This window comes from Bacillus sp. FJAT-49711 (assembly GCF_018343715.1).
In the GTDB taxonomy this organism is placed as follows: domain Bacteria; phylum Bacillota; class Bacilli; order Bacillales; family Bacillaceae_C; genus Lederbergia.
Window position 1 is genome coordinate 65,455 of sequence record NZ_JAGYPL010000008.1, and the last position, 22,636, is coordinate 88,090.

Genomic DNA, 22,636 nt, shown 5'->3' on the forward strand with positions numbered 1-22,636 from the left:
TTAATTCATTGTATGATAGGATTGTCCGAAAAGAACTTTTGATTAAATCCGTTATTTAATGATGGCGATCTTTCTTTTTTTCGCTTCCTGAAATAGAAAAAAGTATTTCGCTTTAGCAAGTTCAGTAATTGCCTCTAAATCTTCACTTTTTTCGATACTTAACTTAATAAGCTGAGATTGAATCATCCAATCATTTTTTGTAGTATCCATCAGCTCAATTAATTTTTGATCATAATCCTTACGGAGTTTTTGCTTTTTCTTAAACACTTCAAGATTCCTCCGAATCTAGATTTCTCTTCTGCCTTCAAGTGCTTTTGACAACGTCACTTCATCAGCATACTCTAAGTCTCCACCAACCGGGAGTCCATGGGCAATTCTTGTTACTTTGATTCCAGACGGTTTCAAGAGACGCGATATATACATGGCAGTAGCTTCACCTTCAATATTCGGATTTGTTGCCAAAATCACCTCTTGAACTACCTCATCTTGAAGTCTCTTTAGCAAATCCGGAATGTTAATATCCTCAGGTCCAATCCCTTCCATCGGAGAAATCGAGCCGTGTAAAACATGGTATAGTCCATTGTATTCCTTCATTTTTTCCATCGCGATGACGTCTTTCGGCTCCTGAACCGTACAAATAACACTACGGTCGCGGCGCGGATCCTTACAAATATAACACGGGTCCTGGTCAGTAATATGACCACAAACGGAACAATAGCCTAAGTCACGTTTTGCATTAACAAGGGCTTTTGCAAAGTCTAATACAGTCTCTTCTTTCATATTAAGAACAAAAAATGCCAGGCGGGCTGCTGTTTTCGGCCCAATCCCCGGCAGTTTCATAAAGCTGTCGATCAGCTTTGATATTGGTTCTGGATAATGCATAATGAAACCTCCTAAAACCCTGGAAGGTTGATTCCTTTAGTGAATTGTCCCATTGTTTGATTTGTTAAATCTTCCGCTTGCTTTAACGCATCGTTCGTTGCCGCAAGAATAAGGTCTTGCAGCATTTCGATATCTTCAGGGTCTACCACTTCTTCTTTAATATTCACTTCAACGATTTCTTTATGGCCCGAGACAACGACTGTCACCATGCCTCCGCCAGCTGTCCCTTCAATTCGCTCTTCACCTAGTTTTTCTTGGGCTTCCGCCATTTTCTTTTGCATTTTTTGCATTTGCTTCATCATGCCTTGCATATTTCCCATTCCTCGCATCATGACACTACCTCCAAATAATCATTTAGTTTTTGATTTCAATAAGATCGGCACCCACTAGCTTCATTGCTTCTGCTATTAACGGATCCTCATGTTCTTCCTCATTTTTCTTTCCATCTTGTGTTTGATTTTGTAAAAATTCCTCACGAATTTGCATCCATTGATCTTCTGGAACCCCGACAAACTGAAGCTTTTTCCCTGTAATTTCTTCAAGGATACTTGATGTAATATTTAAGAATGCCTGATTTTCCATCGCCATTTTACAATGTATCTCATATTTAAATTTTAAAATGAATGCATTTGACGAAGCTGCTGCTGGTTCAGCATCAATGAGCAGAGCAGACTGAGAGCGCATTTGCCTGCTATTTAGCCTCTCCAATAATACCCCCCATTGACTCTTGACAGAATTTAAATCCTCTCTCGTCGCATCCGTCAAAATTTCTCTTATCATCCGCGTATTTACTCGGAACTCTTTTGATGCACGAGCTGTTTTTTTAGGAGACTGGGTCTGGGAAGCTTCCTCAACGATTGGCCGGTTTGTTTTCAATTCATTGATTTCTTTTTCAAGCGAATCGATTTTAGCATATAATTCTTGAACTCCAGTTAGCTCGACCGTGTTCTTTGATACTGTTTGGCATAACTTAACTAAACAAACCTCTAAGTAAATACGGGCATGGTTCGAAAATTTCATTTCTTGCTGAGTACTATTCAGTGTATCAATATAATCATATATTTGCTCCGGTTGCATTTCTTCTGAGAGCCTTTTGAAATCATCATCAAGCATGGCACGTTCCAATGATTCCTCCAGGTTAGGAGCCGTTTTATAAAGAAGAATATCTCGATAATACAAAATCATATCTTCTGCAAATCTCGCTGGATCTTTTCCTTCAAGCATCAATTTTTCAAGTGTTGATAAAGCTTCCGGAATATTTTTTTCATAAATCGATCTGCCTATTTTATTCAAATAATTATGTGAAACTGAGCCTGTTACCGTTAGTGCATCTTCTACAGTCACACGATCCGAACTAAAAGAAACAGCTTGATCCAGCAAACTTAATGCATCCCGCATTCCGCCGCCGGCAGCACGTGCAATGATATGCAATGCCTTATCTTCATACTGCAGCCCAGATTCAGTTGCTATATGAGACATTCTTCCAACGATATCTTGAGCTGTAATCCGTTTAAAGTCGAAGCGTTGGCATCGGGAAATGATTGTTAGCGGTATTTTATGAGGCTCGGTTGTCGCCAAAATAAAAATGACATGTTTCGGCGGTTCTTCTAATGTTTTCAAGAGGGCATTAAATGCACCAATTGAAAGCATATGCACCTCGTCAATAATATAGACCTTATACGGAACGGCATTCGGTGCATATTTTACTTTATCGCGAATATCGCGGATTTCTTCGACCCCGTTATTAGAGGCAGCATCGATTTCAATAACATCTGGAATCGACCCATCCATGATCCCGCGACAAGCTGAACATTCATTACATGGTTCAGCTATCGGCATTCTCTCACAATTGACTGCTTTAGCTAAAATTTTAGCCGCACTCGTTTTACCTGTCCCACGCGGCCCAGAAAATAAATAGGCATGGGTGGTTTTTTGTTGGAGGAGAGCATTTTGCAATGTTTTCGTCACATGTTCTTGTCCTATCACATCCGCAAATGATTGTGGTCTCCATACTCTATAAAGTGCTTGGTACACGATACTCCCCTCCTCTTTTTAGCCGTTCTTTTCCCGTTCTTTTATTATACCTTATTTAGGGATGCATTTTCAAAATGAATATCCTTGTTAAGTTGAAAAGAAGTATTATAAATAAAAATTGGATTCTCAACTGCGTTCAGCAGTAAATTTGCGTTTTCGTCATTTTTCGCTATTATTTCCCGGGGAATGACATTTTTTATATACATAAAATAAAAATGAGCTTAAAGATTTAAAATGCATCATCAAATTCTTCTTATATTTAAGTAATACACAATAACTTGGATGGCTGGAATCATGAGGATGATTATTATTGGATAGTATGAAAAGCTACTCTCAATAAACGGATAGAAAACAAGTAAAATTGCAGCAAACGGTGCCGTTATCATTGTAGACACGAAGGCTTTTCTGCATGCTTCTCCTGATATTTGCCGTTCTCGCTCATCAGCCTCTGAAAATTCAAAAGGATATAGCCAAAAAGTTATATTTTTTTGCTTTTTCTTTTTCCTTGAATAAAAAATAGAAACAATCACGACAAATATAAAAAGAAAGATGAACGGAGTAGTATTAATCAATATTTCCCAAGGAGGTTCCGGCTTTTTGATAATATTGGCAAATTGCAGATTAGCATCATAGATAGCCGAAATTCCCCATCCGATTAAAACAAGAGACAATAAACTTGCGATCAATGAAAGTAGTGCTTTTTTCATTTTTTCTCCCCCTCCTGAACTTCCAACCAAAAGACTTCCTCCATCGGAAGATTAAACACTTTACAAATCGTCATTCCTAACAATAATGAAGGAACATAGTCTCCTTTTTCAATTGCGGCAATCGTTTGACGAGTTACACCAACAAGGTCTGCTAGATCTGTTTGCGAGTACCCGAAACGAGCTCTTAATTCTTTGACACGGTTTCGAAGTAACAAACAATCCTCCTCCTTCAATGTTAAGTTGAATTAACATTTTACATGTATTGTATGTTATAGTTCACAAAATGTAAAGTCAATTTAACATTTATGTTGAAGATTTTCCATACGTATGTTTATATGAAATAAAAAAAACCAGATCTCTCTATAGGAAAGATCTAGCCACACGCACATTAAAAGGCACCTGAACCCCCGCCTCCACCACCTATACCGCCTCCGCTTCCAGTGGAGACACTACTATCTGAATTTGAAGCTGCTTGTAATTTTCTGTATTTCTCATCTGCACTGTTAAATCCAGATGTCAGAATTGGCCCTGTGAATAAACAATACATTAATAAGGATTGATCCGCCCCGCCAATTTCTGACTGCCATGGCTGTAAATTACTTTGACTTTCTATGCGAGATTTACTGGACATTCCTGATTCATATATGATTGCTCTCATTCTTGTATCTCTCGATACTTTTTGCCACTCAGAACTCTTAATATCATTGAGTCGAATTAAAAAGTCGTTCCACTCCCTTTTTATCATACGGCATTCGAATGAAAGAGGCCTGTAAAAAATCGCCATACTAACACCAAATATAAACAGTATTACAGTGATGATCATCCAAAAATAAAAATCATAGTTCATAAAAATAATCATTATCGGAAGCACTAAAAAGGCTAGACTAGCAAAAATTCCTTTAACGACACGTTTATTTTCACTTATTCCGAAGTTATCAATTTCTTTTTTTACAGCTTTACGCCAGCTCTCAAATCTTTGATAATATTTTGGTAGATTTTTTTCTTTGTCAATATATTCATTTAAGTGCTCCGTACAAAATCGCCCATCTTTCCCCATATCGTCAAATAGCCATTCAATCACAATTTCTTCATGATGGTGCTCTACATTTCTGTTTACAAGCCTAAATTCATCATCAGCTACTTGGTCCACATTTCCTTTTCGAACAAGATCTAATAAAGCTGCTGTCACACTCTCTGAAGTTAATGCTCCTGTATGCATAATGGTGGCTGGTATACTCATTTTCTGTTGTGGAACTAGTAATTGTTCTTTTTGCACTTTTTGATGTACGAGCGCATTCAAACGTTTTGAACGAATATACTCCATTAATAGTAAGCCGCTAAAAAGCGCCAACATAACCGGAAGAGCTATCATTCCAAATGAGGAAGCTTTCTTTTGCCCTTCTTTAAATTTTGCTGCTTTCACTTCCAAAGCTTCCTTTTGATGTAAAAGGCTTTCTTTAATATTGGAATTAGAGTCTAATTTCATAGCTGTAAAAAGACCGGAATCATAAGCTATTCTAATGTCGCCATTTTCGTTTGCTGGTACGTATCCAAGATTGTATTGAACAATCCCATCTTCTTTAAAAACCTCTTTATGAAAAGCCTTATCATATCCGAATGCAATTACATCATCGGTGGATTTAGGTGGATGAATCGTTATTGTCATATTTTCATAAGAAGATTCATTTCTGTTATCAAAAAATGGCCAATAAAACTCTGTCATATCAGCATTTTTTTCTAAACCTTTCTTTATCGTATATTGTATCTTCACTTTTATATGTTCATTTTTTCCTTTTCGGTGGACTTTGTATAAATGCCCCTCTTTTTCCACTCTTAGCGGTTCTCCATCTTCATCCGCTCTAAATTCGGTAATTTTCGCACCTTTTTTCGGGATTATTTCTCGGGTTATTCCATTAAATTTACCTTCAAACGAATAATCATGAACTTCTACTACGTTCGTATCACCATTTTCAAGAAGGTAAGCGTCAATTTTCGTGTTTGTAATAGAAAAATCTACTGCAAACGCCTGTGTAGGTATTATTAGAATAAAAAAAATAGCTAAAAAGAATAGTGCTTTTCTTTTCATTTGTCATCACCCCATACCCACAATTACGAATAAAAACGAAAAAAGATTCAACTAGAATAGCACATAGGAATCCTGAGGCAGGGCCTTCATTCAATATTTTAGCTTTGCACAAAAAAACCCATCCACAAAGTGAATGAGTTTTTGTATACAATTTAAACTGCCGCACACCTTCCTCTGACTGTGTACCATAAGCGTTACTCAAGCAGTTAGCTCAATCCAGGCTGTCCTGCGGCACATGAGAGGTTCCACTTAATGCTGCTTCCTTCCGGACCTGACATGGTTCGTAGATTCCCATTGCGCAGGACCCAGATGTCAACACCACTTACTTGAGGCAGACCCTACAGTACAACAGCCTCGGGAAGGAATTCAATCCCGCTGGAGCGGATTGCGGGTTACAGGGCTCCGCTACATCCCCATCTAGCACGGCAAAATTGATACCATATTCATTAGCGAAACTAGTTCCGCGTATCAATTAGTATACTATCTTTTTGCTAATAAATCAATGTCTCTCAGTCGTTACTGTTTGCTTTCTTTTTCCATTTTCTTTTTTTCTCTCAATTCTCGAAAAAAATCACTTAATAGTTTCCCACATTCCTCTTTTAATACACCTTCCACAACTGCGCTTTGATGATTAAATCGTTCGTCCCGAAGTAGGTTCATCAATGTTCCCGCACATCCTGCTTTTGGATCGGCAGCTCCGTACACAACTTTTTTTATTCTTGATAAAATAATCGCCCCGCTGCACATTGGACATGGTTCTAGTGTTACGTATAAATCAGCGTTTTCTAATCTCCATGTTCCTAATTTTTTACAAGCTTCTTCAATTGCTAAAATTTCGGCGTGAGCCGTTGCATTTTGCTCTGTTTCCCTTAGATTGTGGGCAGCGGCAATTATTTCTCCGTCTAATACAATAACCGCTCCTATTGGTACTTCATTGCAGTCTCTTGCTTTTTCTGCTTCCAAGATCGCTGCTCGCATATATTGTTCATCTATTTGTTCCATTGAATTGCTCCTCGTCCATGAATATCTTTTATTTTACATATAAATCATGTCTAATCCCAATTTTCACCTCATAAAATGGTTACAACCATTTCTTTGGTTTAAGGAGGCGAAAAGATGCAAATTCATATTGTCGAGCCTAATCAGACATTAACTTCAATCGCTCTAAGATATAGCTTGCCAGCTAATACGATTTCAGAAGCAAATGAACTTCCTAATCCTGATAAACTAGTTGTAGGCCAGGCACTAGTTATTCCAATCGTAGGAAGTTTTTATTGGGTACAAAGCGGGGACAGCCTTTGGTCTATTGGACAGAAATTTGGAGTCCCCTATCAAGAACTTGCTCGCATTAACGGTATTCCCTTGAATCGGCCAATTCATATCGGCTTACGTCTTTATATTCCCCAAAGGGCGAAATCAAATCGGGAATTTAATGCCTATGTCGAACCATTTGGGAATACTGTCTCAGCCGCTCTTGAAACAAGTGCAAGACAGGCTGCACCATATTTAACGTATTTATCTCCATTCGGCTATTTGGCAAAGAGCGATGGGTCATTAACTTCACCGCCACTAAATAATTTCCCTGCCATTGCTCGGGCAAATCGCAACACTTTAGTCATGGTCGTTGCCAACCAAGAGGGTGGACAATTTAGCTCTGAATTAGCTCACACTCTACTTACGAACCAACAAGTCCAAAATACATTTTTGAATAATATTATTAAAGAGGCGAAAAGAGTCGGCTTTGGAGATGTTCACTTTGACCTCGAACGACTTTATCCAGGGGACCGTGAAGCCTATAATCGTTTTTTAAGGACTGCTCGTGACCGCTTGCATAACGAAGGGTTAATGATTTCAACTGCACTTGCACCGAAAACTAGCGCTACGCAAAAAGGTGAATGGTATGAAGGACATGATTATAAAGCACACGGAGAAATTGTCGATTATGTTGTCATCATGACGTATGAGTGGGGATATAGCGGTGGTCCAGCGATGGCCGTTTCACCAATTGGGCCTGTACGCGACGTATTAAATTATGCGATTTCTGAGATCCCCGCCAACAAAATTTTAATGGGACAAAATTTATATGGGTATGATTGGACTCTCCCGTTTGTAAAAGGGACAACAGCAAAAGCTGTCAGTCCACAACGAGCAATTGAAATAGCCGCTGCTAATAATGCTTCCATCCAATACGATCAAAAATCACAGGCACCGTTTTTTACGTATACTGCACAGGATGGTAAAAAGCATGAAGTATGGTTTGAAGACGCACGTTCCATTCAAGCAAAGTTTGATCTTGTAAAAGAATTAAAGCTTCGAGGAGTAAGTTATTGGAAGCTTGGCTTATCCTTCCCACAAAACTGGCTCCTCATTACCGATAACTTCCATGTCGTAAAAAAGTAATCAAAAACCCGCTGTTAAGACGCAGCGGGTTTTCTATCTCCAAATTATGCAATGTTAATGTTATGGCGGAGGAAGAGGGATTCGAACCCCCGCGCGGTTTAACCCGCCTGTCGGTTTTCAAGACCGATCCCTTCAGCCAGACTTGGGTATTCCTCCATGGCAACAAAAAATATTTTATCAGCGCCAAGTATTAAAGTCAACTAAAAATTACAGAGTTAGTAGAAAATATATTATAACGTTGTTTTTTATTCAAAATTAAAAAATGGAAATCTCATTTTTATAAAACGTGACAGTGGATTCCGCCATTTCAAGAATCCTTTTACGGAGTTCTTTAGGTTCAATAACCCTTATTTGGTCTGCAAACCCCAAAATATATCCTTTTGCTTCTTCTTCAGTATCAAAAGCAAGTTTAACAGGTATCCAATCCTTCCCAACTCTATTTCCGACTTCTATTACACGTGCGAAGCGCCCTGTAAAGGTTATTCTCGGTAAAATAGAATGCATGACCTCTACCAACACTTCATAACTGGAAAGTTGATTTAAAAAGTTCTTTGTTGATGACTCCCAGTATTCAGCAAGATCAAAATCTTTTGGCCTTTTAAAAGTTCCATTAAGAAGTTCAGCATTGTGAATCCGTGATACTCGATAATTTCGTATGTCGCCATTTTCCTTGGATGCTATAAAGTACCAGAGATCTCCTTTGGCTACTAATCCTAGTGGGTTTACTATTCGCTCATCCGTCTTTCCGTCTGCACGCTCGTATACGATTGTTATTTTATGTTCCTTCCATATTGCCTTTTTTAAGATTTCAAAGGAAACTGTTTTTTCTTTTTGCCTGCGCCAAGATGTTGTATCAATATGAATACGATTCCATACCTCTCTCGCATTTTCGCGATATATCGAAGGAAGTGACGCTATCAATTTATTTCTCGCTTCATTCGATGTACTAGCCATGCCTAGATCATCCAGTAGTGCTGTAGATGGAGATACGAGTAAAGCATGTATTTCTGGCTCTTTCAATCCAGTTAAGGTTGTTTGAAATCCTTCTAATAATGACCATCCTCCATTTTTACCACGTTCAGCCAATACCGGAACCCCTATTCCACTTAATGCATCCATATCCCTGTAAATGGTTCGTTCGGAAACTTCCAATCTCTCCGCTAATTCTTTTGCTGTCATTTGACCTTGCGCCTGTAATAGCAAAAGAATCGATACTAACCGATCTCCCCTCACCTTGCTCCTCACCTTCCTTTTATTTTTTAATTAAATATGACATTAGATGTCAAGAATAGCAATGTATGATTAATATATACTTGTGAAAGGACTGATTTAATGAGACCATTAACCGGAAAAGTTGCTTTAGTTACAGGGGGAAGTAGAGGCGCTGGCCGTGGCATTGCCGTGGAATTAGGAAAAGCTGGAGCAACAGTTTATGTAACCGGACGCAGCATCATAGGGGAATCCACCCATGATTGGCCTGGTACAATCGACGATACCGCTGCTCAAATAGAAGAATTTGGTGGAGAAGCTATAGCAGTGCGCTGTGACCACACGAACGATTCAGAGACTGAAGCGGTTATTCATCAAATTCGCAAAGAACAAGGAAAGCTAGATATTTTAATCAATAATGTTTGGGGAGCCCATGACCTTGGAGTTGTAGCCGGACCCTTTTGGGAATTGCCATTGAAGAACTGGGATACAATGTTCACTTCTGGTGTACGTGCCCAACTTGCTACGAATCATTTCGCAATTCCATTACTTCGTGAAAATAAACAAGCCCTCATCATTCATACGACCTTTTGGGATGATAACAAGTATACTGGACAATTTTATTACGATTTAGCCAAAAACGCATTAAATCGAATGGCCTACTGTCTTTCAATAGAATTAAAACAAGACAACATAGCTGTTTTAGCCGTTTCCCCTGGATTTATGAGAACGGAGCTTGTGTTAAAGCACCATAAAGCAGATGAAGAGCACTGGCACGAATCTGAAGAATTAAGAAGAACCGAAACCCCTTATTATGTTGGACGTGGAATTGTGGCGTTGGCAGAAGATCCTAATGTTATGGAGAAAAGCGGACAACTGCTAAAAACAGGTGATTTAGCCAAGGAATACTATTTTACTGATATAGATGGACGATATATTCCTTCGTTTACAATATAAATTCTTTTACTAATTCTCTCTACAACACCAATCCAATCGATATTCCCTTACATGGACAAGAGGTATGCTAGTTATATGCGCTTAGTTAGACAGCAATAAATTAAGTTCAAAATTATATAAAACAAAAAACCCTGTGATATCTAAAATGTACCCTATAAGATAGACACTTAAAAAAAGTCTCTCTTATGGGGTGTTTTTATTTATAATGAAAATAACAACTAGATGGGGCGGATCATATGTCAAAGAAATTATTTACTGAACAAGAACAAAAATTACTTAAGTAACACCCTTACGTAAAGGCTGTTAGTGAAAAAGGAATTACATATACAGATGAATTTAAGACAATCTCAATTAAAGAATATGAAGAAGGAAAAAATTCACGAGAAATCTTTGAAGCTGCAGGGTTTGATATTGACATGTTGGGAATTCAGCGAGCGAAATCAGCTTTAAAGCGCTGGCGTGCAGCTTATAGGAGAAATGGTGTGTTTGGGCTAGAAGACTCACGTAAATGTAGTTCAGGACGTCCACTGGAGCGAGAATTAAGTTTAGAAGAAAAATATGCTAGATTAGAAGCACAGAATGCCATTCTAAGTGCAGAAAATGAACTGCTAAAAAAGATCGAATTAGCAGAAAGGATGTTGAAGAAGAAAAAATAAAATTGACAGCAGAACTGAAATTCCAACTGATACATACAGTCATTGAAAAATATGATTTAACAAGAATGGTCCGCTATCTTTGTCAACTAGTTGGTGTTTCCCGTTCAGGATATTACCGTTACTTTACAGTTGAAGCAGAGGCAAAAAGACAGGAAAGACACCAAGCAGATGAAGCAGTTAAAGAAGTCGTTTTAAAGGCATTTAATTTCCGCCGTCGCCCAAAAGGTGCACGTCAAATTAAAATGACATTAGAAAATCAATATCAAATTACGTATAACTTAAAACGAATTCGTCGCATTATGAAGAAGTTCAAGATTATTTGCCCAATCCGAAAAGCCAATCCATATCGACGAATGGTTAAAGCAACAAAGGAACATCGGACATTACCTAACCTTTTAAACCGCCAATTTAAGCAGGGAATCGCTGGAAAAGTATTATTAACAGACATTACATATTTAAATCATGGAAAAGGAAAACGTGCCTATTTATCTGCGATTAAAGATGGCGAAACTAATGAAATTCTAGCATATGAAGTATCAAATAAAATCACGTTGGATATCGCTCTAAATACAGTAAAGAAATTAAAAAAGAATGGTAGAAAACTAGCTGCTGGTGCATTCATTCACTCAGATCAAGGTGTTCATTATACAAGCCCTCAATTCCAAAAGCTTGTGAAGAAAATGGGATTAGGTCAATCCATGTCACGTCGTGGTAACTGTTGGGATAACGCACCACAAGAATCATTCTTTGGTCATTTTAAAGATGAAATAGATATGAGAAACTGCGAAACATTAGAAGATGTAAAACAAGAGATTAAGAGTTATATGACCTATTACAATCATTATCGAGGTCAATGGAACTTAAAAAAGATGACGCCTGCACAATACAGACATCATCTTATTCAAGTTGCCTAAGGGCTTTTTTAAAAGTGTCCTTTACAAAGGGTACATTTTAATCTTTTCACAGGGTTCCTTTATTAATCAATTACTTCCTTATTCCTCATATATGGACGAAGTACTTCTGGAATGATGACTGTTCCATCAGCTTGCTGGAAATTCTCCAAAATCGCTGCTACTGTTCTTCCAATCGCCAAACCAGATCCATTTAATGTATGGACATGCTGCGGCTTTGCATTTGGTTCAGGACGGAAACGAATATTCGCCCGTCTTGCCTGAAATGCTTCAAAGTTTGAGCAAGAAGAAATTTCTCGGTATGTTTCTTGGCTCGGAATCCATACTTCTAAGTCATATTTTTTGGCAGCTGTAAAACCAAGATCTGCTGTACACATGCTCAACACTCTGTATGGTAGCTTAAGAAGCTGTAATACTTTTTCTGCATGGCTCGTCAATTTCTCAAGCTCCGCATAAGATTCCTCAGGTTTTACAAACTTCACTAATTCCACTTTATTAAATTGATGCTGACGGATAAGACCGCGTGTATCGCGACCAGCAGAACCAGCCTCAGAACGGAAACAAGCACTATAAGCGGCGTAGTTTATAGGAAGACGATCACCGTCAATAATTTCATCACGATAATAATTTGTGACAGGCACTTCCGCGGTTGGAATTAAGAAATAATCTTCTTCCTCGACTAGAAAAGAATCCTCCTCAAATTTTGGAAGCTGCCCAGTCCCAGTCAAGCTTGCACGATTCACAAGATATGGAGGCATGATTTCTTCATATCCATGTTCTTCGATATGAAGATCTAGCATAAAGCTAGCAAGTGCCCGCTCCAAGCGCGCTCCTAATCCTTTATAAAAAACAAACCGGCTGCCTGCTACTTTCGCTGCTCGTTCAAAATCCAAAATTCCAAGCTCTCCGGCAATTTCCCAATGTGGTTTCGGTTCAAAATCAAACGCTCGAACGTCCCCCCATTGGCGGATTTCCACATTATCATCTTCCGTTTCGCCAACAGGTACACTTTCGTGGGGAATATTCGGGATAGACAGCATTAAGTGATCCAACTCTTCTTCCACTTCTCGAATCGTCGTATCAAGCAATTTTATTTCTTCGCCAACCGTACGCATTTCAGTGATTAAATCATCTGCATTTTGTTTCTCTTTTTTCATCTTAGCGATTTGTTGAGATACTTCATTCCGCTTACTTTTTAATTGTTCTACTTTTACAATGGCCTCCCGGCGATTATGATCCAATGTCTCAAATTTATCTAAATCACTTAAATCTTCACCACGATGCTGCAGTTTAGCTTTAATTTCTTCTAAATTGCCACGCAATAACTTAATATCAAGCATTTTCATTTCCTCCTAAATTTTTCCTGAAACATCAAAAAACTCCCGTCCCCGAAAAAGGGACGAGAGTTTACCCGCGTTGCCACCCAAATTGAAAGCTTTCGCCTTCCACTTAATCAATAACGGCTCTGAACCGAAAATGCTTACAGGCATAAAAGCGTTCGGCATTTTACTCGAGGATGGATTCACAGTATGCGCCGCCGATTCTCACCAACCATCGGCTCTCTAAAGGCTACAATACTTGCTACTATTTCCTCTCATCGCATTAATCATGATAAATTTTCTCATACTATACTACATCGAAACATCGATTGCAACTTTTTTCTCAATACTTTCCTTACCATCTTTACACATATCGATAAAGTATTGCGTAAAACGAATGTCATCCGTTAATTCTGGATGGAATGAACAACCAAGGAACTGACCTTCTTTCGCTGCAACAATTCTGCCGTTATATTTCGCAAGAATTTCAACGTTTTCTCCAGCTTCAACGATATGGGGCGCCCTAATGAAAACAGCTGTCATAGAATCTGCTACTCCCGCTATAGCGATATCTGCCTCAAAGCTATCACGCTGACGTCCAAAGGAATTTCGCTCAACCGTGATATCCATCAAACCTAAATGGACTTCCTCAGTTTCCCCAATCCGCTTTGCAAGCAAGATTAATCCCGCACATGTTCCAAACATCGGCTTCCCACTTGCTGCAAATTCCTTCAAAGGTTCCATAAAGTGATATTGATCCAGCAATCTGCGCATCGTCGTGCTTTCTCCGCCGGGAAGGATTAATCCATCGAGTTCTGCTAGTTGCTCAACCGTTTTTACAACAACGGCTTTCGCTCCACATTGCTCTACGGCGTTTACATGTTCACGAACCGCTCCCTGCAATCCGAGTATGCCGACCGTAATCATATTACCACCCGCGCTCTTGCATACGATTTTCTTTTGTAAGCGTAGAAATTTCAATACCTTTCATCGCAGTACCTAAACCTTTTGATAGCTCTGCAATCAATTCATAATCTTGATAATGAGTTGTTGCTTCAACAATCGCACGTGCAAATTTCGCAGGATTTTCAGATTTAAAAATACCTGATCCTACAAAAACACCATCAGCTCCAAGCTGCATCATTAAAGCAGCATCCGCTGGTGTTGCTACCCCACCCGCTGCAAAATTTACAACTGGCAAGCGGCCAAGACGCTTAATTTCCAATAAAAGCTCATATGGTGCGCCAAGAAGTTTTGCTTCCGTCATCAACTCGTCTTCGTTCATATTAACAACTTTACGAACTTGTGCATTTACTTTACGAATATGGCGAACGGCTTCAACGATATTGCCTGTTCCCGGTTCACCTTTCGTTCTAAGCATGGAAGAACCTTCACCAATACGGCGAGCTGCTTCGCCTAAATCACGGCATCCGCATACGAATGGAACAGTATAGTCCTTTTTATTTAAATGAAATTCTTCATCCGCAGGAGTTAAAACTTCACTTTCATCAATATAATCAACACCCATTGCTTCCAAAACGCGAGCTTCTACAATATGGCCAATTCTAGCCTTTGCCATAACTGGAATGGAAACTGCCTTCATTACTTCTTCAACAATCGTTGGATCAGCCATTCTAGCAACTCCACCTGCTGCTCTAATATCAGATGGAACCCGCTCAAGCGCCATAACCGCTACCGCTCCAGCTTCCTCCGCCAACTTTGCCTGCTCCGCATTGACTACATCCATGATAACGCCGCCCTTTTGCATTTCTGCCATGCCGCGTTTCACCCGATCTGTTCCAGTTTTCATTCCCAGTCGCCCCTTTTTTTATAAAAAAAATTTTATTATCTCATTAATACTATCGGAATAATCTTAGTTAACTATAAAAACACCTACGTGTCAATATAGCCAAACAGCTAACCCCAACCCCACTACACGATTGAAATTAGCTGTTTTTAGTGCCAGGCACTCAAACAACTCCGACACTATTCAGAATTGATCCGAAATTGTTTGAGTGCCTGGCACTCGCACAATTTTAGAACCAGCCCTTCACAGTTTTTGTTACGCTTGTCCAAATGTCAGAGAAAAATCCACCGGTTCCGCGCATCATTAATACGAACCAATTTGCTTTGTCAACTTTATCTTGAGTGACGACTTTAATTTTTGGTGCAAAGTCTTTTGATAGGTAGCCGAAATCATTTTCTCCGTTATAAACGAGTTCAAGTGTACCTACTTCTTCATTTTTCTTGATTGGAGCTGTTAATTGCTTTTCTTTATTCAATTTCTTTTTATCAACCTTAAAGGCTGGTTTATATGATTTTTCTTCACCATTTTTTACTACTACTTTTACAGGTTTGTCTGTATAAATGTTAACGGACTTCTCTTTCCCTTTTGTTACAGGTAATGACTTATCGCCCTTGATAACATAATTTTTCGGATAAAGTTCCTTAATTGAAAAATTAGTAAAAGCATATTCCATCATTTTTTTAGATTCATCAAAACGGGACTTATAATCACCTTGACCTTGTGCATTTTTAGCATTCATGACAACAGTGATGACTCTTAAATCATTCCGTTTTGCAGTACCTGTAAAGCAGTAGCCTGCAAAATCAGTCGTACCCGTTTTAAGTCCATCTACACCGTCGTACCCATAAACCAATCCTGGAAGCATCCAGTTCCAGTTTTTCATCTCACCCGGCATTGTACGGAATTCTTTTTTTGTAATGCTTGTCGTTTCCAATACTTCCGGATAGTCTCTTAATAAATATGCAGCTAATTGTGCAGTAGATCTAGCTGACATGACATTTTCATCTTCTGCACCTGTTCCATCAGGGTGCATTCCTTTTAAATCACGATTATTTAATCCAGTAGAGTTAACAAATTTGAAATTTTTTAAACCAAGTGCTTTTGCTTTATCATTCATCATTTTAACGAATTTTGATTCTGAACCAGCAATTGCTTCGGCAATCGAAATCGTTGCACCATTTGCAGAGTAAATCGCCATTGCTTCATATAATTCACGTATTGTAAACTTTTTCCCTTTTTCAAGTGGAACATTTGATAGATTTGTATCAACTGATACTTTATTGACATAATCACTAATCGTTTGTTCTTGATCCCATTTAATTTTTCCATCATGTATCGCTTCAAACATAATATATTCAGTCATCATTTTCGTCATAGACGCAATCCCGAGAGCCGTATCTTCATTTTTAGCATATAGGACCTTGCCAGTACTTGCTTCTATGAGAATAGCAGCATCAGCATTTATATTTAAAGAATCCTGCGCAAAAGCGCGATTTGGTAATTGTATCGAACTTAATAGCATTAACATGGCCAAGGATAAAGCAACAAAAATTTTGTACGATCTTTTTTTCACAAGTTAGCCCTCCAACGTAATATGTACACCTTTGTCATTTTAACATAGATAGGGATGATTTTGTAGACGACAAAGGTATTTCATCCCTAACAAAAAAATGGTAGAAACTCATGAGCATGGAAGCACATGGTCCCACCATTACTTAAAAGCGAAAGCGCCTTGCCTATCGACGTTCCTTATTTGGGCCTTCCACTGGAATAAAGAAACACAATGAGCCATGAAAAGCGGAAGGCGCCTGATCTGCCCCGACAAGCAAATGTTCTGAGTCAAAAAAAGTCGCTCTTTGACCTTTTATCGCCTCAGGTTATTTTACCGCGAGTGGCTGACACCTGCAGCAAGCACTGCAAGGCGAATCCGCCCACCTTATCATAGAGAGAAGGACAAGAAGTTTGCTAGTCGATAGGCGCTGGAGCTAGAAAATGAAAAGCGAAAGCACCTTTGACACAAAATATGACATCTTTCCAACAAAAATTATGAAATAGAATAGTTTGGAGCTTCTTTCGTAATTTGTACATCATGAGGGTGGCTTTCTCTTAAACCAGCTCCTGTCATTTTAATAAATTGAGCATATTCGCGAAGCTCCTGTAAATTCGCTGCGCCGCAATAACCCATTCCTGACCGTAAACCACCAGTTAACTGATATAGCGTATCAGCGAGAGGCCCTTTATATGGAAGACGACCTTCGATTCCCTCAGGCACAAATTTTTTCGCATCTTCTTGGAAATAACGATCCTTTGAACCTTTTTCCATCGCTGCTTCTGAACCCATTCCTCTGTAAACCTTAAAACGGCGTCCTTGGAAAATTTCTGTTTCTCCAGGGCTTTCAGACGTTCCCGCAAGCATGCTTCCTAACATGACAGCATGTCCACCTGCAGCCAATGCTTTTACGATATCTCCTGAATATTTAATTCCACCGTCTGCAATGATCGCTTTGCCACGTTTTCTAGCTTCTGATGCACAGTCATATACCGCGGTAATTTGCGGCACTCCAACTCCCGCAACAACACGTGTCGTACAAATCGAACCAGGCCCTATTCCCACTTTGACAATATCTGCACCCGCTTCAAATAGTTCAGCTGTAGCTTCAGCTGTTGCTACATTTCCTGCAATAATATTTAAACTAGGGAATTGATTACGTATTTCTTTTACAGTCGAAATAACGCCTGCTGAATGTCCGTGTGCTGTATCCACTACGATGACATCCACTTGGGATTTAACAAGCATTTCCACTCGTTTCATCGTATCTTTTGTTACACCAACAGCAGCTCCTACTAATAATCTACCTTGATCATCTTTAGCAGAATTCGGGAATTCAATGACTTTCTCAATGTCTTTAATCGTAATTAATCCTTGTAAAACACCTTTTTCATCAAGAAGAGGCAATTTTTCAATACGATGTTGCTGTAAAATGCTTTCAGCTTCAGCAAGAGAAGTTCCTACTGGAGCAGTTACAAGATTTTCCTTCGTCATCACATCTGTAATTAATAAAGAATAGTCTTGGATAAAACGCATATCACGATTCGTAATGATCCCTACTAAAATTCGGTCCTCTTCATTGTTTACAATCGGAACACCTGAAATCCGATATTTTCCCATTAAATGTTCAGCATCGTACACTTTATGTTCAGGAGTTAAAAAGAAAGGATCCGTAATAACACCGCTCTCAGAACGTTTTACTTTATCCACTTGTTCAGCCTGCTGTTCGATGCTCATGTTCTTATGAATAACGCCAAGACCGCCTTGTCGTGCCATTGAAATAGCCATTTGAGATTCAGTAACGGTATCCATTCCCGCACTAATAATGGGAATATTCAACTTCAACGTTTTAGTCAGCTCTACTTTCATACTTACATCTTTAGGTAAAACTTCTGATTTTGCCGGAATTAATAGTACATCATCAAATGTTAAACCTTCTTTATCGAACTTTGATTCCCACATTTTTTCGTCCCCCTGCCCAAAATATTATTAGTAGGTTATCAATTGGTTAAAATACTGTCAAGGATATGTCATGATGTTCTATTTTTCAAATAATTTGGAGGTAGTAAGCTTGCATATTGAAGATGATGTATGGAAACGCTTTACTGTTTATCAATCAGCTGAAACGACACAGCATTTTTTAAAAAAATGTTATAAGGAAATAGAAAATAAGGATATCGAAACGAAAAGTTACGATAATTGCTTTGCCTTTATGTACTATCTTGAACAAGGAGAAGTATTTTATAAACAAGCATCTTTATCACCATTATCCATTAGACCTATTTTATTATTTTATGGCCTTATTCACTTAATTAAAGCCTGCCTTCTTACAGTTGATCCATTTTATCCAAATTCTACTTCCGTATTAGCCCATGGAGTAACAACAAGGAAACGAAAAAAACGCCATTATAAATTTTTGCATGACGAAATTAAAGTGCAAAAAAACGGCCTCTGCACATTTTTTTCGGAACAACTGTTCCACGTGAAACACTTAGAAGGTGAAAAATTTCATATGATAGACCTTCTAAAGTTAGTTGTTGAGTTAGATGATGTTATGCTGCATATTTTGAGGCAACCGAATATGATAGCCCTTGAACGGATGGATGATAATAAATGGGGAATTCCGAAAGAAATCTACGATTCCTACTATATGGATGGAAAAAGATTAAAAGAATATTTAAATGGGAAATATTCAGAGGTAATAATATGGGAAGAGGAAAAACTAAAGCTGCCAGCTTTTCAAAAACAAGGAATGATCTCCCCTCCTTTTCGCTATCATATTTTTAACCAAAACCTTTATATTCCTGCAGAAAAGTATTCTAATATGGAGCTTCCGGATATGATCGTCCATTACCTCTTGCTCTATAATTTAAGCATGATTTCCCGGTATGAAACAGAATGGTGGATTGATTTAATAAAAACAACGCCAAACTCAGATTATCCTATTATTAAATCATTTCTCGAAATCACAGAAAAGAAAGGACCATTAATTGTTGAGGAATATTTAAGGAAGAAGCTATTGTAGAGGGGTAAATTCATGAATGTATAGATAAGGAATATTACGGCTGAGCAATTTTCTAATCTCTTCATAAATTTCGCTTTAATTTACGATGAAAGCTTTTAATTTCCTGATTTCATCGAGAATTATCCCTTTATTCTCGATGAAACCTTGTGATTTTCGAATTTCGTCGCGAGTTATTCCTTTATTCTCGATAAAACTTTGTATTTTTTTGAGTTCGTCGTGAATCGCTCCTTTATTCCCGATGGACCTATATTTTTTCATTTAAAATAGACATCCTCATTTGAGAATGTCTTTGATTGCTTGGCAACGTTCTGTTCTTGCAAGGGAAAGACCCCCTTACTACCATCGGCCATCGGCGCGCGAGCTTAACTTCCATGTTCGCGCCGCCGATCATGTTGACAAGCGAATCTCTTCGTCATCCGCGCTCGTTCGATTCTCATGGGCATAGCCCATTCCGAGTCTCTCTCCCTTGATTCCTCGATCTTCTTGGTCCTCCTGACCCTCGCTTACATTGTGTGCGCTTCTTCTTTGATGCCTTCGGCATCTCTAACAGATAAAAAAAGACATCCTCATTTGAGAATGTCTTAAATTGCCTGGCAACGTCCTGCTCTTGCAAGGGGAGACCCCTTACTACCATCGGCGCTGAAGAGCTTAACTTCCGTGTTCGGGATGGGAACGGGTGTGACCTCTTCGCCATCGTCACCAGACAAGTATTCAGTTAAGAGAAATCTTTCATTCCCTCAAAACCAGATAATAGAGAAAACAAACCTTTTTCGAATCTAGCTCCAGCGCCTATCGACTAGCCAACTTCCGGGTCTTTTCCCTACGATAAGTCAACATCGATTCGCCTTACGGCTTATCGTGTTTCCTTTATCTCAGTCAAAGCCCCTGCAGTTTGTACGTCGATGAACAGGCGCTTCCGCTTTTTAATTTAGATTAAGTCCTCGATCGATTAGTATCCGTCAGCTCCATGTGTCGCCACACTTCCACACCGGACCTATCAACCTGATCATCTTTCAGGGATCTTACTCGCTTGCGCGATGGGAAATCTCATCTTGAGGGGGGCTTCATGCTTAGATGCTTTCAGCACTTATCCCGTCCGCACATAGCTACCCAGCGATGCCTTTGGCAAGACAACTGGTACACCAGCGGTGCGTCCATCCCGGTCCTCTCGTACTAAGGACAGCTCCTCTCAAATTTCCTGCGCCCGCGACGGATAGGGACCGAACTGTCTCACGACGTTCTGAACCCAGCTCGCGTACCGCTTTAATGGGCGAACAGCCCAACCCTTGGGACCGACTACAGCCCCAGGATGCGATGAGCCGACATCGAGGTGCCAAACCTCCCCGTCGATGTGAACTCTTGGGGGAGATAAGCCTGTTATCCCCGGGGTAGCTTTTATCCGTTGAGCGATGGCCCTTCCATGCGGAACCACCGGATCACTAAGCCCGACTTTCGTCCCTGCTCGACTTGTAGGTCTCGCAGTCAAGCTCCCTTGTGCCTTTACACTCTACGAATGATTTCCAACCATTCTGAGGGAACCTTTGGGCGCCTCCGTTACTCTTTAGGAGGCGACCGCCCCAGTCAAACTGCCTGCCAGACACTGTCTCCCACCCGGATTACGGGTGCGGGTTAGAAGGTCAGTACAGCAAGGGTAGTATCCCACCGATGCCTCCACCGAAGCTGGCGCTCCGGTTTCCAAGGCTCCTACCTATCCTGTACAAGCTGCACCAACATTCAATATCAGGCTGCAGTAAAGCTCCACGGGGTCTTTCCGTCCTGTCGCGGGTAACCTGCATCTTCACAGGTACTATAATTTCACCGAGTCTCTCGTTGAGACAGTGCCCAGATCGTTGCGCCTTTCGTGCGGGTCGGAACTTACCCGACAAGGAATTTCGCTACCTTAGGACCGTTATAGTTACGGCCGCCGTTTACTGGGGCTTCAATTCGCACCTTCGGTTTGCACCTAAGCGCTCCTCTTAACCTTCCAGCACCGGGCAGGCGTCAGCCCCTATACTTCGCCTTGCGGCTTCGCAGAGACCTGTGTTTTTGCTAAACAGTCGCCTGGGCCTATTCACTGCGGCTCCCTAGGGCTATTCACCCCTAGGAGCACCCCTTCTCCCGAAGTTACGGGGTCATTTTGCCGAGTTCCTTAACGAGAGTTCTCTCGATCACCTTAGGATTCTCTCCTCGCCTACCTGTGTCGGTTTGCGGTACGGGCACCTTTTACCTCGCTAGAGGCTTTTCTTGGCAGTGTGGAATCAGGAACTTCGGTACTACATTTCCCTCGCCATCACAGCTCCGCTTTAGGATGAAGGATTTGCCTCCACCCCAGCCTAACTGCTTGGACGCGCATATCCAACAGCGCGCTTACCCTATCCTCCTGCGTCCCCCCATTGCTCAAATGGTAAAAAGGTGGTACAGGAATATCAACCTGTTGTCCATCGCCTACGCCTTTCGGCCTCGGCTTAGGCCCCGACTGACCCTGAGCGGACGAGCCTTCCTCAGGAAACCTTAGGCATTCGGTGGAAGGGATTCTCACCCTTCTTTCGCTACTCATACCGGCATTCTCACTTCTAAGCGCTCCACAAGTCCTTCCGGTCTTGCTTCACCGCCCTTAGAACGCTCTCCTACCACTGACATCAAAGATGTCAATCCGCAGCTTCGGTGATCCGTTTAGCCCCGGTACATTTTCGGCGCAGAATCACTCGACCAGTGAGCTATTACGCACTCTTTAAATGGTGGCTGCTTCTAAGCCAACATCCTGGTTGTCTAAGCAACTCCACATCCTTTTCCACTTAACGGATACTTGGGGACCTTAGCTGGCGGTCTGGGCTGTTTCCCTCTTGACTACGGATCTTATCACTCGCAGTCTGACTCCCAAGGATAAGTCATTGGCATTCGGAGTTTGTCTGAATTCGGTAACCCGATGAGGGCCCCTAGTCCAAACAGTGCTCTACCTCCAAGACTCTTCTCCTTGAGGCTAGCCCTAAAGCTATTTCGGAGAGAACCAGCTATCTCCAGGTTCGATTGGAATTTCACCGCTACCCACACCTCATCCCCGCACTTTTCAACGTACGTGGGTTCGGGCCTCCAG

18 protein-coding genes, 1 tRNA gene, 2 rRNA genes, 1 other RNA gene, 1 pseudogene and 1 other annotated feature are annotated in these 22,636 nt (G+C 40.3%); of the genes and pseudogenes, 4 read left to right on the forward strand and 19 right to left on the reverse strand.

The features are described 5' to 3' along the window. Positions 1-51: 51 nt before the first annotated feature. The 9 genes from KHA96_RS22820 to tadA all read right to left on the reverse strand — a co-directional run bounded on the left by KHA96_RS22820 (position 52) and on the right by tadA (position 6,711). Positions 52-267, reverse strand: coding sequence for a YaaL family protein (locus tag KHA96_RS22820; protein ID WP_213131639.1), 216 nt, complete (start codon positions 265-267; stop codon positions 52-54). A gap of 18 nt (positions 268-285) precedes the next feature. After that, positions 286-882 (reverse strand): recombination mediator RecR, encoded by a 597-nt coding sequence (gene recR / locus KHA96_RS22825; protein WP_213131640.1) that lies wholly within the window; start codon positions 880-882, stop codon positions 286-288. Between the two features lie 11 nt (positions 883-893). Beyond that, a complete protein-coding gene (locus KHA96_RS22830; protein WP_213131661.1) occupies positions 894-1,211 on the reverse strand; it encodes a YbaB/EbfC family nucleoid-associated protein in 318 nt (105 codons plus the stop codon). Between the two features lie 25 nt (positions 1,212-1,236). Further along, a complete protein-coding gene (gene dnaX / locus KHA96_RS22835) occupies positions 1,237-2,919 on the reverse strand; it encodes a DNA polymerase III subunit gamma/tau (RefSeq protein ID WP_213131662.1) in 1,683 nt (560 codons plus the stop codon). 239 nt (positions 2,920-3,158) lie between these two features. Further along, a complete protein-coding gene (locus KHA96_RS22840) occupies positions 3,159-3,623 on the reverse strand; it encodes a DUF2178 domain-containing protein (protein WP_213131641.1) in 465 nt (154 codons plus the stop codon). Then, the gene (locus KHA96_RS22845; protein ID WP_249315895.1) at positions 3,620-3,838 is read right to left on the reverse strand and encodes a helix-turn-helix transcriptional regulator; all 219 of its coding nucleotides are present in this window, start codon (positions 3,836-3,838) and stop codon (positions 3,620-3,622) included. The genes KHA96_RS22840 and KHA96_RS22845 overlap by 4 nt, the downstream gene beginning before the upstream one ends. Positions 3,839-4,011: 173 nt before the next feature. After that, positions 4,012-5,709 carry a DUF2207 domain-containing protein gene (locus tag KHA96_RS22850; RefSeq protein ID WP_213131643.1) on the reverse strand — a complete coding sequence of 566 codons (1,698 nt, stop codon included), beginning with the start codon at positions 5,707-5,709 and terminating at the stop codon, positions 4,012-4,014. A 160-nt stretch (positions 5,710-5,869) separates the two neighbouring features. Next, positions 5,870-6,135: signal recognition particle sRNA large type (gene ffs / locus KHA96_RS22855), an RNA gene on the reverse strand. Positions 6,136-6,225: 90 nt separating this feature from the next. Continuing rightward, the gene (gene tadA, locus KHA96_RS22860; protein WP_213131644.1) at positions 6,226-6,711 is read right to left on the reverse strand and encodes a tRNA adenosine(34) deaminase TadA; all 486 of its coding nucleotides are present in this window, start codon (positions 6,709-6,711) and stop codon (positions 6,226-6,228) included. A 114-nt stretch (positions 6,712-6,825) separates the two neighbouring features. On the opposite strand from tadA, the gene KHA96_RS22865 reads away from it, so the two are divergent. Next, positions 6,826-8,109, forward strand: coding sequence for a glycosyl hydrolase family 18 protein (locus KHA96_RS22865; protein WP_213131645.1), 1,284 nt, complete (start codon positions 6,826-6,828; stop codon positions 8,107-8,109). Positions 8,110-8,172: 63 nt separating this feature from the next. Here the strand turns inward: KHA96_RS22865 and KHA96_RS22870 are convergent. Together KHA96_RS22870 and KHA96_RS22875 are read right to left on the reverse strand one after the other, a co-directional pair. After that, a tRNA-Ser gene (locus tag KHA96_RS22870) sits at positions 8,173-8,265 on the reverse strand. 99 nt (positions 8,266-8,364) lie between these two features. Further along, positions 8,365-9,342, reverse strand: a complete 978-nt coding sequence (locus KHA96_RS22875; RefSeq protein WP_213131646.1) for a helix-turn-helix transcriptional regulator — start codon at positions 9,340-9,342, stop codon at positions 8,365-8,367. 99 nt (positions 9,343-9,441) lie between these two features. Between KHA96_RS22875 and KHA96_RS22880 the strand changes: the two genes are divergently transcribed. Next, the gene (locus KHA96_RS22880) at positions 9,442-10,275 is read left to right on the forward strand and encodes an SDR family NAD(P)-dependent oxidoreductase (RefSeq protein WP_213131647.1); all 834 of its coding nucleotides are present in this window, start codon (positions 9,442-9,444) and stop codon (positions 10,273-10,275) included. Positions 10,276-10,511: 236 nt separating this feature from the next. After that, positions 10,512-11,845, forward strand: a pseudogene (locus KHA96_RS22885) (IS3 family transposase). A gap of 62 nt (positions 11,846-11,907) precedes the next feature. Here the strand turns inward: KHA96_RS22885 and serS are convergent. From serS to guaB, 5 genes are all read right to left on the reverse strand, one after another. Further along, complete coding sequence (gene serS / locus KHA96_RS22890; protein ID WP_213131648.1) at positions 11,908-13,182, reverse strand: serine--tRNA ligase; 1,275 nt, start codon at positions 13,180-13,182, stop codon at positions 11,908-11,910. Positions 13,183-13,234: 52 nt separating this feature from the next. After that, positions 13,235-13,449, reverse strand: a binding site (T-box leader). A 24-nt stretch (positions 13,450-13,473) separates the two neighbouring features. Continuing rightward, the gene (gene pdxT / locus KHA96_RS22895; protein ID WP_213131649.1) at positions 13,474-14,088 is read right to left on the reverse strand and encodes a pyridoxal 5'-phosphate synthase glutaminase subunit PdxT; all 615 of its coding nucleotides are present in this window, start codon (positions 14,086-14,088) and stop codon (positions 13,474-13,476) included. 1 nt (position 14,089) lies between these two features. Further along, complete coding sequence (gene pdxS, locus KHA96_RS22900) at positions 14,090-14,971, reverse strand: pyridoxal 5'-phosphate synthase lyase subunit PdxS (RefSeq protein ID WP_213131650.1); 882 nt, start codon at positions 14,969-14,971, stop codon at positions 14,090-14,092. A gap of 226 nt (positions 14,972-15,197) precedes the next feature. Next, positions 15,198-16,496 (reverse strand): serine hydrolase, encoded by a 1,299-nt coding sequence (locus KHA96_RS22905; RefSeq protein WP_213131663.1) that lies wholly within the window; start codon positions 16,494-16,496, stop codon positions 15,198-15,200. Positions 16,497-17,012: 516 nt separating this feature from the next. Then, a complete protein-coding gene (guaB, locus tag KHA96_RS22910; RefSeq protein WP_213131651.1) occupies positions 17,013-18,479 on the reverse strand; it encodes an IMP dehydrogenase in 1,467 nt (488 codons plus the stop codon). A 109-nt stretch (positions 18,480-18,588) separates the two neighbouring features. Between guaB and KHA96_RS22915 the strand changes: the two genes are divergently transcribed. Further along, entirely contained in the window at positions 18,589-19,542 is a 954-nt protein-coding gene (locus KHA96_RS22915; protein ID WP_213131652.1) for a YaaC family protein, read from the forward strand. A gap of 75 nt (positions 19,543-19,617) precedes the next feature. On the opposite strand, the gene KHA96_RS22920 is transcribed toward KHA96_RS22915, so the two are convergent. The 3 genes from KHA96_RS22920 to KHA96_RS22930 all read right to left on the reverse strand — a co-directional run. Continuing rightward, positions 19,618-19,800, reverse strand: a complete 183-nt coding sequence (locus KHA96_RS22920) for a hypothetical protein (RefSeq protein WP_213131653.1) — start codon at positions 19,798-19,800, stop codon at positions 19,618-19,620. Positions 19,801-20,130: 330 nt separating this feature from the next. After that, positions 20,131-20,246: ribosomal RNA gene (gene rrf, locus KHA96_RS22925) — 5S ribosomal RNA — on the reverse strand. A gap of 225 nt (positions 20,247-20,471) precedes the next feature. Further along, a 23S ribosomal RNA gene (locus tag KHA96_RS22930) occupies positions 20,472-22,636 on the reverse strand; the annotation flags it as partial.